This window comes from Bacteroidia bacterium (genome assembly GCA_041391665.1).
Taxonomy (GTDB): Bacteria; Bacteroidota; Bacteroidia; order J057; family J057; genus JAGQVA01.
In genome coordinates this window covers 2117204-2130902 of sequence record JAWKNO010000001.1, presented here as the reverse complement: position 1 = coordinate 2130902, position 13699 = coordinate 2117204, and the positions used below count along the sequence as shown (strand labels likewise).

Annotated in this window: 15 protein-coding genes; all 15 read left to right on the top strand. The window is 45.0% G+C overall.

What is annotated here, in order from left to right; all coding sequences use genetic code 11:
• Positions 1 to 355: 355 nt before the first annotated feature.
• The 15 genes from R3D00_08945 (at position 356) to R3D00_08875 (ending at position 13694) form a co-directional block, all read left to right on the top strand.
• Positions 356 to 1522 carry a glycoside hydrolase family 5 protein gene (locus R3D00_08945; protein ID MEZ4773297.1) on the top strand — a complete coding sequence of 389 codons (1167 nt, stop codon included), beginning with the start codon at positions 356 to 358 and terminating at the stop codon, positions 1520 to 1522.
• Between the two features lie 224 nt (positions 1523 to 1746).
• Positions 1747 to 2391: an FMN-binding negative transcriptional regulator gene (locus tag R3D00_08940; protein MEZ4773296.1), complete on the top strand. Its 645-nt coding sequence runs from the start codon at positions 1747 to 1749 to the stop codon at positions 2389 to 2391.
• Positions 2392 to 2432: 41 nt separating this feature from the next.
• On the top strand, positions 2433 to 3008 hold the full coding sequence (locus R3D00_08935) for a Crp/Fnr family transcriptional regulator (protein MEZ4773295.1): 576 nt from the start codon (positions 2433 to 2435) through the stop codon (positions 3006 to 3008).
• 71 nt (positions 3009 to 3079) lie between these two features.
• Positions 3080 to 4003, top strand: coding sequence for a helix-turn-helix domain-containing protein (locus tag R3D00_08930; protein ID MEZ4773294.1), 924 nt, complete (start codon positions 3080 to 3082; stop codon positions 4001 to 4003).
• A 37-nt stretch (positions 4004 to 4040) separates the two neighbouring features.
• Positions 4041 to 4601 carry an AAA family ATPase gene (locus R3D00_08925; protein MEZ4773293.1) on the top strand — a complete coding sequence of 187 codons (561 nt, stop codon included), beginning with the start codon at positions 4041 to 4043 and terminating at the stop codon, positions 4599 to 4601.
• 59 nt (positions 4602 to 4660) lie between these two features.
• Positions 4661 to 5566, top strand: a complete 906-nt coding sequence (locus R3D00_08920; protein MEZ4773292.1) for an alpha/beta hydrolase — start codon at positions 4661 to 4663, stop codon at positions 5564 to 5566.
• Between the two features lie 4 nt (positions 5567 to 5570).
• Positions 5571 to 6107 (top strand): RNA 2'-phosphotransferase, encoded by a 537-nt coding sequence (locus R3D00_08915; GenBank protein MEZ4773291.1) that lies wholly within the window; start codon positions 5571 to 5573, stop codon positions 6105 to 6107.
• Between the two features lie 4 nt (positions 6108 to 6111).
• Positions 6112 to 6711, top strand: a complete 600-nt coding sequence (locus tag R3D00_08910) for a GNAT family protein (protein ID MEZ4773290.1) — start codon at positions 6112 to 6114, stop codon at positions 6709 to 6711.
• Between the two features lie 150 nt (positions 6712 to 6861).
• Entirely contained in the window at positions 6862 to 7473 is a 612-nt protein-coding gene (locus R3D00_08905) for an outer membrane beta-barrel protein (GenBank protein ID MEZ4773289.1), read from the top strand.
• 151 nt (positions 7474 to 7624) lie between these two features.
• Positions 7625 to 8410, top strand: coding sequence for a HipA family kinase (locus tag R3D00_08900; GenBank protein MEZ4773288.1), 786 nt, complete (start codon positions 7625 to 7627; stop codon positions 8408 to 8410).
• Positions 8388 to 8771, top strand: coding sequence for a DUF3037 domain-containing protein (locus R3D00_08895; GenBank protein ID MEZ4773287.1), 384 nt, complete (start codon positions 8388 to 8390; stop codon positions 8769 to 8771). The genes R3D00_08900 and R3D00_08895 overlap by 23 nt, the downstream gene beginning before the upstream one ends.
• 22 nt (positions 8772 to 8793) lie before the next feature.
• A complete protein-coding gene (locus tag R3D00_08890; protein ID MEZ4773286.1) occupies positions 8794 to 11196 on the top strand; it encodes a glycoside hydrolase family 95 protein in 2403 nt (800 codons plus the stop codon).
• Positions 11197 to 11344: 148 nt separating this feature from the next.
• Positions 11345 to 12430, top strand: a complete 1086-nt coding sequence (locus R3D00_08885) for an alpha/beta hydrolase (GenBank protein ID MEZ4773285.1) — start codon at positions 11345 to 11347, stop codon at positions 12428 to 12430.
• Complete coding sequence (locus R3D00_08880; GenBank protein MEZ4773284.1) at positions 12427 to 13020, top strand: hypothetical protein; 594 nt, start codon at positions 12427 to 12429, stop codon at positions 13018 to 13020. The genes R3D00_08885 and R3D00_08880 overlap by 4 nt, the downstream gene beginning before the upstream one ends.
• A 32-nt stretch (positions 13021 to 13052) precedes the next feature.
• Positions 13053 to 13694, top strand: coding sequence for a class I SAM-dependent methyltransferase (locus R3D00_08875; GenBank protein ID MEZ4773283.1), 642 nt, complete (start codon positions 13053 to 13055; stop codon positions 13692 to 13694).
• Positions 13695 to 13699: the final 5 nt, after the last annotated feature.

Sequence of the window (13699 nt, the reverse complement as noted above, 5' to 3'; positions counted from 1 at the left end):
CTTGGCATAGGAAAATGAAGTTCGCGTATTTTCTATGAAATTGATTACGATTGCCTCCATAATTGTTACCATTTCCAATGCAGTCCACATCTCACATTTTCTCTTAAGCAATATAACTGGATGCATGATCATAGGCTACCATTTTTGAGACTTCTTTCTTGCATACCAGATAGCAGGTTTCGTGCGAATATTTGCTATAAAATCGTTCTTAAACGAGCAGAATCAGCAAAAACGTACGTTTACCCCCCCAAAGAAAGATTCTCAGACACCTTCACTCGTATCTCAAAGAGCAATATTTGCTATTTACTATCTATAGCAGAAACGAACTATAGCGAATCATCTAACCGAACAAACAATGATGACGACACGAAAAGCTAACACTCCCCGGTTACTCCGGGATTTTCCCCGATTTGCAGCTATCCTACTGTTGATATCAATGGTCATTTGCGCTTGTTCGCAGGAGCCTTTTGAACCTAAATGGGAACCCCCTGTTCTCGATGGGCCCAGTGCCAGGGAAGTGATTTCTGCAATGGGCGCTGGTTTTAACCTGGGCAATACTTTTGACAATGGTATTAACCCAACCAATCGCGAATCCCTAAAGCAAATTATCGACTTATACCGGAATGCGGGCATGAAGCATGTGCGAATTCCGGTAACCTGGATGGAAAGTGTGGGTGGAAACACACTGGCAGATGCAAATGGAAATGTGAATTTTCAGAATTCGAGATTTATTGAACTAAAAGCTGTCATTGACTATGCCATTAACCTCGATATGTATGTAGTCTTAAACACACATCACGAACATTGGCTGAAAGACCACTACAACGGCTCTGCTGATTATGATACAAAATTTGCCACGCTGTGGAAGGGGATTGCCACCCATTTCAAAGATTATCCGCCCCAGCTTATATTTGAAGTGCTGAATGAGCCGGAGGGAAATTTGGGCGAATGGAACGGCGGCTGGCCCCTGCCCAACTCATCAACCGCACTCTCCTATACCCGTAAGGTAAATGAGGTAGGATATAAGGCCATCCGTGAAACCGGCGGTAGTAACGCCTTCCGCATCATTATGGTTGCCCCCAATGGACAGGGCAACCAGGGTATGATTGACGAAGTGTATCCGACCAAATCAACACTGCCCGGCGGAGGAAATGATCCATACCTCGCGATTCAGGTTCATTCCTATGATCCCTGGTCGTTTTGCGGACAGACGGGCAGCAATTCTGCCTGGCCCGGAACCAGCACGATCGAAGAAGCTATCAGAAAGGTCAGCGCACATGCGAAAATTCTGGATGTCCCTATCAACTATGGCGAATTTGGTGTGGGAAGACAATCCAATAACGGCGAACGCAACACAGACCTTGTCCGGGGGTATTACAAAACCATTAAGGTTACTACCCTGGCTGAAAATATGTCATTTACCCCCTGGGATGACCGGGGATGGTTTGGGCTTATTGCCAAAGACGCTACCGGTAACTATAATTTTACCAACAATATAGTGCCTACGATGATGGCACCCTGATTTTTTTTATCATCAAAATTCCATAGACCCAAAAGAGCACGTTTTCCGGATCAGGGAAACGTGTTTTTTTAGTTTTTCATCTGGGTTGAACTTGCAGTCGGGATTTTCAACAACCCTCCCGGGAGTTTGTAGGGTTATACATTTAGCTTATGCGGGTATAAGTTGCCACAGGATAATTTTTTTCTGAAAAATTCCTCCAAAATTTGTCCCAAACAAAAACCCTTATGTATAACCTACCCTATTACAAGGAAAAAGACCCGCAGGTAATCAAAGCGTTTATTGACCAGCATCCTTTTGCTTTTCTGGCCGGAAGTGATTCTGAAAATAAACCGGTAGCTACTCAGGTTCCCGTTTTTATTGAGGAAAAAGATAACCGGAAAATCCTGCGTGGGCATATCATGAAAAATACAGACCATCATAAAGCCTTTTTGCAGAATGAAAACGTGCTGGTGGTTTTTACGGGCAATCATACCTACGTAAGTGCAACCTGGTACAGCAATCCTCACAAAGCATCTACCTGGAATTATATGAGCGTTCATGCAAGGGGGATTATCCGGTTCCTCGATGATCTGGCGCTGGAAGACGTTCTCCAGAAGACTTCCCTCCATTTTGAGAAGGGCAATTCATCCTCACCTACTGTTTTTGAAAACCTTCCGAAGGAGTTTAAAGATAAAGTGATGAAGGCCATTGTAGCATTTGAAATTGAAGTGCTCGAAATGGACAACGTATTTAAACTAAGCCAGGACAGGGATGAGGAAAGTTATCACAATATCATTCACAGACTGAAATCACAGGACGAAGATGGACAGGTGATTGCCGGTGAAATGGAAAAAAGAAAAAAAGTGGTTTTCCCGGATGAAGGGAAATAAGACAATAAAAAAAGTTATCTTTTCCCAAAATCCTGCTGTCCATGAGTTCTGCGTTGCGAAAATTCTTCGACCATTATGCCCGGCTGCCCGATAATGTAATGGATGAACTGGTTGCAGGTTTTGAACGCAGGACCATCAGAAAGGGGGAATTTTTGCTGAGTCAGGGGCAGGTATGTGATAAGTTGTTTTTCGTTGAAAAAGGCTGTCTGAGGCTGTATTACATCGCAAATGAAGTGGAAATTACGGTGTGGTTTTCATTTGAAAACCATTCGGCGATCGAACTTTCGAGTTTTTTAAGCGGAGCCCCATCCGATTATTTCCTCGAAGCGATTGAAGAAACCGAAATCCTATCCCTCCATAAATCAGAATTGCTGAGTCTCTGCGACCAGATGCCCGTGCTGGAAAAAACCATGCGCAGGTTCTGGGAAGATGTAATACAAAACTTGCTCACAAGATTTACGGCCCTGCAAAAAGATTCGGCAGAAAAACGCTACCTGAGTTTGATGAACCAGCCCGGCTATCTGCAAAGAATTCCTCAAAAATACCTGGCTTCCTATATTGGCGTAACGCCTACCTCTTTAAGCAGAATAAGGAGAAATATCCGGCGGGATCAGTGAAAATGGGCTGGAGTAAAAAACACAAAAAAACATAGGCTCATCCGAAAATAATTCATAAACTAAACCAGCAAATGACACCTCAGGAAACCGAAATGCAGGAAGATTATATCAGCAGGATCAACAAAGTTTTTCAGTTTATTGACCAGAATCCCGATGGTGATCTCTCGCTCGAAGCGGTTTCCCAGGTTGCCTGTTTCTCTCCTTTTCACTTTCACCGGATATTTAAAACAATGACGGGAGAAACCCTGAATGAATACGTAACCCGCCACAGGCTCGAAAAAGCTGCTTCATGGCTTTTTCATAGAAAAAACATACCCGTTACAGAAATTGCGCTTCAAAATGGGTTCAGCAGCAATTCGGCATTTACGCGGGCTTTTAAAAAATTCTATGGCGTAAGTCCCACTGCATTCAGAAACCAGAACCCACACAGGTTTAGCAAGATCAGGCAAATCGAAAGCAAGAATGGACAAGCCTACCCCAGCATTGAACAATATATTTGTGTCATCGAAAACATTAAAATCTGGACAAAGATGAACGCAAAAATTGAAGTCAGGGAAGTCCCTGCCATGAATCTGGCTTATGTTTCCTGTATCGGCCACCTGAATGTGGAAAATGCCTACCATACACTCCTGCGCTGGGCGACGCCCAAAGGATTGCTTGACAAACCCGGAGTCAGGATGGTAACCATTTACCACGACAGTTTCAAAATTACCCACCCTGATAAGGTGAGAATCAGTGCCTGTATGGTTTTGGATCAACCGGAAAAGACAAGTGGCGAAATCGGACTGACGACCATAGAATCAGGAAAATGTATAGCCGGCAGCTATGAAATTACACTGGATGAATTTGAGAAAGCCTGGACAGGGCTGTTTATGTGGATGAATGAAAACGGGTATAAAAAAGCCGACAGAAACCCATTTGAGATTTTTTACAACAATTTCCGGGAGCACCCTGAAGGCAAGTGTATCGTGGATTTCTTTATACCCATTGAATGACAAACTGCGTATATGCCTGTAAAATAAATTTTATTTGATGAAACTGGTAATCATTGCAGGGCCACCGGCAGTAGGAAAAATGACCGTCGGGCAGGAACTGGAGAAATTGACCGGCCTGAAGTTGTTTCACAACCACATGTCGCTGGAACTTGTCAACAAGTTTTTTGACTTTGGAACCCCTCATCTCACAAGACTCGATAAAGAAATCAGGTTTTCCATCTTCCGTGAGATCGCCCGGAGTGATTTGCCCGGATTGATTTTTACCATGGTCTGGGCATTTGATATGAAAGAAGATGAGGAATACATAAACGAGATGATCGCCGTTTTTGCCGACCGTAACCCCGAAGTCTTTATTGTCGAACTGAGCGCTGATCTCGATGTCAGGCTGATAAGAAACCGCCATCCGCACCGGCTGAGTCACAAGGAATCAAAAAATAATCTGGAGATGTCAGAGCGATCACTGCTACATTCAGAGCAGGAATACCGGATGTTTTCACTGGAAGGAGAATTTCCCGATAAAAGGATATTTAAAATTGATAATACCCATATAGCTCCGGAAGAAGTCGCGCAAATGATTCAACGAGAGTTTGGGCTGTAACAACTGTTGCGGATTTTCTATTAATTTGATACGTCTGATAATCAAGATCGTAACCCCACATGAAAATCAAAGCAACTTCATTTTTCAAAAGCCCTGACCAGGACAAACAAACATTTGAAAACTGGGTAAACAGGCTGGAACAGGCCAATAATAGAAAATACGAGCGATATTCCGTTCAGACAAAACTCGGCAATACCCATGTCTGGGGAATCAATACCCGGGATGACTTTAGGGAAACCCTGGTCATTTTTCCCGGCGCCCGTACCTCTGCACTTTTCTGGGATTTTGACCGGAATCTTGACCATCTGGGAAAAGATCTTCGCATTTTCCTCATCGAAACCAATGGCCTCCCCAATTTGAGTGATGGAGCTACACCCGATATTAAGTCGGAGGATTATGGCTTCTGGGCAGATGAGGTAATGACTCAGTTGGCGGCTGGTGAGAGTTATATAGCCGGAGCCTCATTTGGCGGGCTGATTTGTATGAAGCTGGCAATGGTCAGTCCGCAAAGGATAAAAAGCATTTTTCTACTGAATCCGGGTTGCCTTCAGCCCTTTTCCCTTAAATGGAAAAATCTGTATTACAACCTTCTGCCCATCATCAGCCCTACAGATAAGAATGTGCTGAAATTTCTGGATAAAGCAGTATTCTCCAAACCCCATCACCAGCTTTCTCCGGTTGCGGAAAAACTCATTGTGGACTACGAAGTGTTTGCCCTCAAAAGGTATAAAGACCGTACCCAGAAACCCTATTATATGGGAGAAGAATTGTCTTCGGTGAAGGTAGATACCTTTCTTCTTGAGGGAGATAAAGATTTGCTTTTCCCTTTCCAAAAATCTGTGGAAAATGCCCGTACATACATCAAATCACTCAGGGACATACACATTTTTGAAAATGTCGGGCATGGAATAGAAACCTTTGGCCCGGCGCTTAAGTATATCAGGCAGAAAATATATTCAACCTGAAATAATGAAAACAAAAGGTGTGAGCAGGTTTTTGAGTCTTGTGTTGCGGCATAAACCTGAAGTAATTAATCTGAATCTCGATCAGAACGGCTGGGCAGATGTGGATGAACTGCTCGAAAAAATGAAGACCGGCGGAAAAGAAATCACTTTCGAAGAGCTGAAAGAAATCGTGGAAACCAATGATAAGCAGCGGTTTAAACTGGATATAGAACAAAACCGCATCCGGGCAAATCAGGGGCACTCCGTTTCCGTTGACCTGGCGCTGGAGGAACAAATTCCACCCGAAATCCTTTACCACGGAACCGCTACCAGCAATCTGGAAGTAATTCGGAAAGAAGGGCTGAAGAAGATGAGCCGACAGCATGTGCATTTGTCCATTGACAAAGAAACAGCCACAAAAGTGGGTTCCCGCCATGGAAAACCGGTAATTCTTAAAATTAATTGCGGGCAAATGGTCAAAGACGGATTCAGATTTTATCTTTCCGAAAATATGGTCTGGCTCACAGATGAGGTAGATCGGAAGTATATTATTTTTGAATAACCTCATGCAAAGGTGGCTGAATAAAATCACACTATCCGGGAATTTCGTTCGCCTGGAACCACTGGGAACGGAACATATTCCCGGTCTTATTGAAGCAGCGAAAGACGGAAACCTCTGGGAGCTGTGGTACACATCCGTACCAGATGCGGCGGGTACGGAAAAATATGTCCATAAGGCTTTGACTGAGTACGAGCAGGAAAAATCTCTTCCCTTTGCAGTGATCGATATAAAATCGGGAAAAGTAATTGGCTCTACCCGTTATATGAATGCCGACACCGTCAACCACCGACTCGAAATCGGCACCACATGGTATGCAAAGTCCTATCAGAAAACCGGCGTAAACAAAGAGTGCAAATACCTCCTGCTTCAATATGCCTTCGAAAAACTGGGCTGTATTGCCGTTGAATTCAGAACCCACTGGCACAATACGCCCTCACGCAATGCGATTGCCTCCCTGGGCGCAAAACAGGATGGGGTACTGCGAAATCACCTGATTGACAGCAAAGGCAATTACAGAGACACCGTCGTTTTTTCCATATTAAACAGCGAATGGAACGCGGTAAAAACTTCTCTGGAGTATAAGCTGAAGCGATACACAGATTAACATTATTCCTGACAACTTCTCCTCTAATAGAACCCACGTCCTCCGTTTTCCTTCGGAAATACCAGAATATCCCCACATCTGGTGATGTGTCTATGGCTGTTTCCGGCTTAATTTTTCAGCCGGTATTCTAACCATTCAAAATGTATTTTTATGAAAAAGCAATTGATAATCACAGCACTGGTTTATTTGTTTACGCTGCACTTGGCGCATGCCCAAATAGGCGTTCAGGGCGGTATGGTAGGTGTATTTGGAGAATCTTTTCCTACGGCTGATGGGCTGGACAAACTAGGCGGCGCAAAGGGCTTTACGGTTGGCGTGTTTTACAATGTGGAAATAGCGGAAAATCTCTCGGTTCAGCCGGCGATCAACTGGTTAAACAAAACATGGAAAGACGAACTGGACGAAACCGAATTTACCAGAATGGTAGTAAACTATCTGGAGGTTCCCGTTCAGCTCGTCTATACAGCTGGAGAAGATAAAGGTTTTTTTGTAGGTGCAGGCCCTTCATTTTGGGTGGGTATGTCAGGCACACGAACCGTAACCATCGCTGCTGACACACAAAACTCCGGCTATGCGCTCGGCGCGCCCGACCAGGAAGGAAGATTCACACTGGGCGTGAATGCCATGCTGGGATATGCCCTGGAAAAGGTGGTTTTCAGTGTCAACTACGGACAAGGGCTGACCAACCAGCCCGATGAAGCGCAAAACTTCGGCAACAAAAACCACCTCGCATTACGACTGGGGGTTCGGCTTAGTCAATAAAACCCTTTTGTAGTTTCAGCAACGATCCGGAGAGATTTGACCGGGAGAATATCATCTTATACTGCCTTCCAAAATACCTCCATTTCCAGATAGGCAGAAATCAGAGGATATTCTCCCGTTTCTTCTGTAATTTTGAAACAAATCCGGGTCAATGAATAAACCAGAAATTCGAACGGTAAACGTTATCCGCTATGTAACCCCCCTTCGTGAGGGAGGCTCACTGCCTGCAATCGTTGAAGCAGATGACGATTTTCTGTATGTGATGAAGTTCCGCGGTGCAGGGCAAGGCAAAAAAGCGCTGATTGCAGAATTGATTGGCGGCGAACTCGCCCGGGCCATGGGACTGAAAGTACCCGAACTGGTTTTTATGAATCTCGATGCTTCCTTCAGCGCAACAGAACCAGACGAAGAAATCCAGGACCTGCTGAAATTCAGCACGGGGTTGAATCTTGGCCTGCATTACCTTTCCGGAGCCATTACCTATGACCCGATTGTATCCGTTGCGGATGAACTTTCTGCGTCAAAAGTCGTACTTCTCGACAGCATGATTACCAATGTGGACCGCACATGGCGCAACACCAATATGCTCAACTGGAACAAAGAGCTCTGGCTCATCGATCACGGAGCCAGTCTGTATTTCCATCATGCCTGGGAAAAATGGCGGGACTACGCCAACAGTACTTTCCCCTCTATCAAAGATCATGTGCTCATGATCAGGGCGACTAAGCTCGAACAGGCAAAAGAAGAAATTAAAAATTCTGTCACGGAAGAAACGATCCGGGGCATTGTCTCTGTCATTCCCGACGACTGGTTGACAGAAGAGAGCTATTCACCCGAAGAAAGAAAAAATGTTTATACCGAGTTTTTAACCACAAAACTCGCCAATATTGACAGACTAACCGAGGAGGCCGCAAATGCAAGAAAAACAGGTTTTTGAATATGCATTTATCCGCCTCGTACCGAAAGTCGAGCGCGAAGAATTTATCAATGTCGGAGTGATTCTTTTCTGTAAAAGAAAGAAATACCTCCGGGTAAAATACCATATTGACGAAAACAAAATCCGCGCATTTGCGCCTCACCTCGACCTGCAGGAAGTGGCCGACTATCTGAAAACCTGGGAACTTATTTCCGCAGGCAGCAAAGAAGGAGGCCAAATCGCCCAGTTGGACCAGCCCAGTCGCTTTCGCTGGCTTGCGGCTACCCGCAGCACCATCATTCAAAGCTCAAAAATTCACCCCGGACTCTGCGAAAATCCGGATGCAGTAATCGATGATTTATTTGAGAAATATGTAAGTTGAATTCAGGAATAATCTTTACGATATGAAATTCAGGGCTACTATTCTATTACTATCCATCTCATTTTCAGGCGGAATCAGTGCCAACGCACAATCTGACCATATCCTGTGGTACAACCAGCCAGCCGAATACTTTGAAGAAACACTGGTATTGGGAAATGGAAAAACAGGCGCTTCGGTTTTTGGCGGCGTGGAGTCCGACAAAATCTATTTAAACGACGCCACGCTTTGGTCAGGCGAACCGGTAAACCCGAATATGAACCCTGACGCCCATACCTATGTTCCGGCGATCAGAGAAGCACTGCGAAATGAAAATTACCGGCTCGCTGATTCGCTCAACAGGAAACTGCAGGGATCATTTTCGCAGTCCTATGCCCCGCTAGGTACGATGTTTATTCACACCAAACACCATGATGCTCCGCAAAATTATTACAGAGAACTGGATATCCATGAGGCGATTTCGCGTGTCACATATCAGGCTGACGGGATCGGGTTTCAGCGGGAATATTTTGTCTCTTACCCAGACCAGGTGATGGTTATTCACATGAAAAGCAGCAAAAAGGGATCATTAAACTTCTCCCTTGATTTTGAAAGTTTGCTTAAGTACAAGACCACTGCCTCAGGCAAAACATTCGAAGCAACCGGTTATGCGCCCATTCATGCAGAACCCAGCTATCGCGGCAATATGCCCAATGCCATAGTTTTTGATGAAAATAAGGGAACGAGATTTACCGCTTTATTTGCAGTTACACATGCCGATGGCCCGGTAACAACTACCGAGAGCAGCCTTTCCTTTGAAAATGGAAGCGAAGCGACTATACTGGTATCCCTTGCAACCAGTTTCAACGGGTACGACAAAAACCCGGTGACAGAAGGAAAAGACCATCACGCACTCGCTTTACAGCAATTGACAGCAGCCTCCGCCAAAACCTATCAGCAACTGAAAAAAGCGCATCTGAAAGATTACCAATCCTTTTTCAGCCGCGTCCAACTTCAACTGGGAGAGACAGCTGCGCCCAACCTTCCAACCGACGAAAGACTCAGACGGTATGCCAAAGGTGAAGAAGACAAAAATCTTGAGATATTATATTTCCAATATGGACGGTATCTGCTGATTGCCAGTTCGCGCACCCCCGGCGTACCCGCCAATCTGCAGGGAATATGGAATCCACACCTGCGCCCACCGTGGAGCAGCAACTATACCATCAATATCAATGCAGAAGAAAATTACTGGCTGGCCGAAAATGCCAATCTCTCTGAGATGCATCAACCTATGCTGAGCTTCATTGAGCATATCGCAGAAACCGGAAAAATTACCGCCAAAACATTTTATGGCGTCGGTGGCTGGGTTGCCTGTCACAACTCGGATATCTGGGCCATGAGCAATCCGGTAGGTGATTTTGGCAAAGGAGATCCCGTATGGGCAAACTGGAATATGGGCGGGACATGGTTGAGTACCCATATGTGGGAACATTATATGTTTACTCAAAACACAGATTTCCTCCGCTCCAAAGGGTATCCGATCATGAAGGGAGCCGCTCAGTTTTGCCTCGAATGGCTGGTAGAAGATAAAGAAGGAAGATTGATTACGTCGCCCTCCACCTCTCCGGAAAATGTCTATATCACATCCGACGGCTACAAAGGCGCAACATTATATGGTGCTACAGCTGATCTTGCCATGATCAGAGAGTGTTTTCAGCAGACCATCAGGGCATCACAGGTATTGGAAATCGATGAAGACTTTCGGGCCAGCCTGGAAACCGCACTCGAAAAACTCCACCCCTACGCCATTGGCAAAAAAGGCAATCTACAGGAATGGTACTATGACTGGGAAGATGCAGAGCCCCAACACCGTCATCAGTCACATCTTTTTGGACTTTTCCCCGGGCACCAGATAACTCCCCAAAAAACAAAAGAACTGGCTGACGCCTGCCGCACAACACTGGAAATCAAAGGCGATGAGACTACCGGCTGGTCTAAAGGATGGCGGATCAATCTTTGGGCAAGACTTTGGGACGGAAACCGCGCCTATAAAATGTACCGGGAATTGCTGCATTACGTAGAGCCCGACGGAGTAAAAACTGACTATGTACGGGGCGGCGGCACCTATCCCAACTTATTCGACGCACACCCTCCCTTTCAGATTGACGGAAATTTTGGCGGCGCGGCGGCGGTTGTGGAAATGCTGGTACAATCAAACGAAACGGAAATCCGGCTCCTGCCTGCGCTGCCCGATGCCTGGGAGACAGGTTCTGCTAAAGGCCTCTGCGCCCGCGGTGGATATGAGCTTGCCTTCGAATGGGAAAATAAAATGCTGAAAAAACTGAGTGTTTCGGCAAAAAAAGACAGCAAAGTCAGGCTGATTTATGGAACCACTCAGAAAGACCTGACACTCAAAGCTGGACAAACTGTCAAAATCAATTGGTAGAATATTTTTAGTACGGCAAGAAATCACCTTTTAAAAATTTACAAAAGTCAGCGCAACCATTGGATGGTGGTGCTTGTATTTATGTTCTATCACACAGCAGATAGTTGACACGATCTGCTGTACCTCCAACATCAAAATCAGCATCAAAATGAAACCAAACAGAATTGTTATGGTTATCGTTTCCTTATGGATTTTTGTATCCTCTTCCTGCTCAAAGGAAGAGTTTCAGATCAGCCAAAGTGCAAACGATACCTTCCACGTAAAAAATGGAGACTTCCTCATCCCTGTATGGATCAGAGGAAATACCGCCAGCAAAAAAATCATCCTGTATGTACAGGGAGGCCCGGCAGGCAATACGATGGACTTTGCAACTATCGATTACCCCGGCTGGAAAAACACGCTTGAAAAAGACTATGCCATCGCATATTATGAACAAAGAGGGACGGGAAATCAACAGGGGAACTTTTCTCTGGGAGACAGCATCCTGGTCACTTACGTGCAGGATATTCACGTAGTCGCTGCCTTTTTGGAAAAAGCCTATGATGCGGAGATCATTTTAATGGGCCATAGCTTTGGCGGTGGGTTGACCCTGCGATATATGGTTGAGTATGGTAGAACCGGCATTCCGAAAAAGTATATCTCACTAAACGGTCCTGTAACTACAGATATAAATGGCGAACAACTACGCTGGCAATTCAGACGAGAATTCCTTCTTAATAGCGCAAACCTGGAAATTTCCCGGGGTAATAATGTCAGCAGATGGAATGAAGTATTACAATGGCTGGAGGAAACCCCGGTGATTGAAAAACTTCCCGGAGCCAATCCTTATCAGTTGATGAACCAGTGGAATGCTTACGTAGAAGAATTGATTTACTCCTACTATGGCGAAAAGACAATAAAATTCAGCGAATACTTAAAGATTTTCAGTTCGCCTTACAATCCTTTCCCTGCATACCTTCGCCATGATTATAAGGAAGGGGGCCTGGGCACCCGTATCCTCGCTGAAGAGGAAGCGTATCAGCTGATCAACCAGTTGCCGACCATTGACCATCAGGCATTGCTATTGGTTACGGGAAGATTTGATGATATCTGCGTTCCCGAAGAATTAACTTATACATTCAACCAAATCACCTCCCCTCTTAAGCAGATACAGATTATAGACAAAGCCGGCCACGAAATATTTACCCATCAGCCAGAAGAATTATATAACCTCATCAATCAGTTCATCCAATGAAAATATTAATAAAATTATTACTGGCTGTTGGAGTATTCATGACAACAGCGGGCATCCTCCACGCCCAGAATCTCAAACCCGCTACCATCAATATCTCCTACCTTGGAGAACTAGCCACTCATCCAGGGCTTAAAGTTGGCCTTACCTACCCTGTCAAAAGCTGGGAAAAATCGCGGATAAACAACAAAGGCAAGGAAAAATCCATTCTGACAGCATTTGAAATCAGCCCTTCCGCAGGTGTTTTTTATCACAGGGATTATCAGACGGGTATTTTTGTTTTACCAGAGATGGGTTTTTCCCGGCAAAACGGAAAAGGAAACTATAAGGCGGTTGGCATTGGCGTAGGATATATGAGAACACAGGTTCCTCATGTGTACGAAATCCATGCTGACGGAGAAATTGGCAAAATTCATGCGGGATATAATTATTTCGTCACCAATTATTCCCTCACTTTTGGCAAAGACTTAAGTATAAAAAGAAATATTCCTGTGGGGATTTTTATTAAACCGCAGGTTATGTACGCAGTTCCCAATTACAATGGAGGTATTTTGTATTTTGCGCTGGAAGCGGGGTTGAATTATCATCTCTAGCATTTACTCCATTCAAAGCAATCTCCTCTATTATGAAATTCGCCCTCAATCACATCGAAAAAGTATATCGTGTTTGGGGGCGATATCCATTTTTATACAAAATCGTCAGCATTGTCACACTGTTTGGGCGAGATCCTTTCCTGCGGAAACTGGCGGTACAAACCTTACAGCTAAAACCCGGAGATACCGTGATAGACATTGCCTGTGGTTCGGGGTTAAATTTGCCCTTCCTATACAAGGCAGTCGGACCTCTGGGTAAAATCATCGCCGTTGACTATTCCTCCGATATGCTCAACGCTTCCAGAAAAAAAGCCGCAAAAAACCATTGGCACAATATCACTTTTGTTCAGACAGACGCTGCCCGTTTGTCTTTGGATATACAGGCAGACGGCATCCTTTCCACCTTTGGTTTCAGCGCGGTTCCCAACCACAAAGAAGCGCTCAAAAAGGCGCTTAACCTCCTCAAAGAAGGCAAAAAAATATCGCTTTTAGAGGCGAAGCTTCCATCCGGAATATGGCAGGTATTGAACCCGTTGCTCGCCTATGTTTACTCAAACGCTACCGGCTGGGATTACTCGAAGGATATTGCCGGTGATCTTGAGATGCTGATTGGCTGCACAGACATAGAGCAGTTTAACGTGAAGACCGTTTATATAGTCTCGGGACAACGTTAACCTGA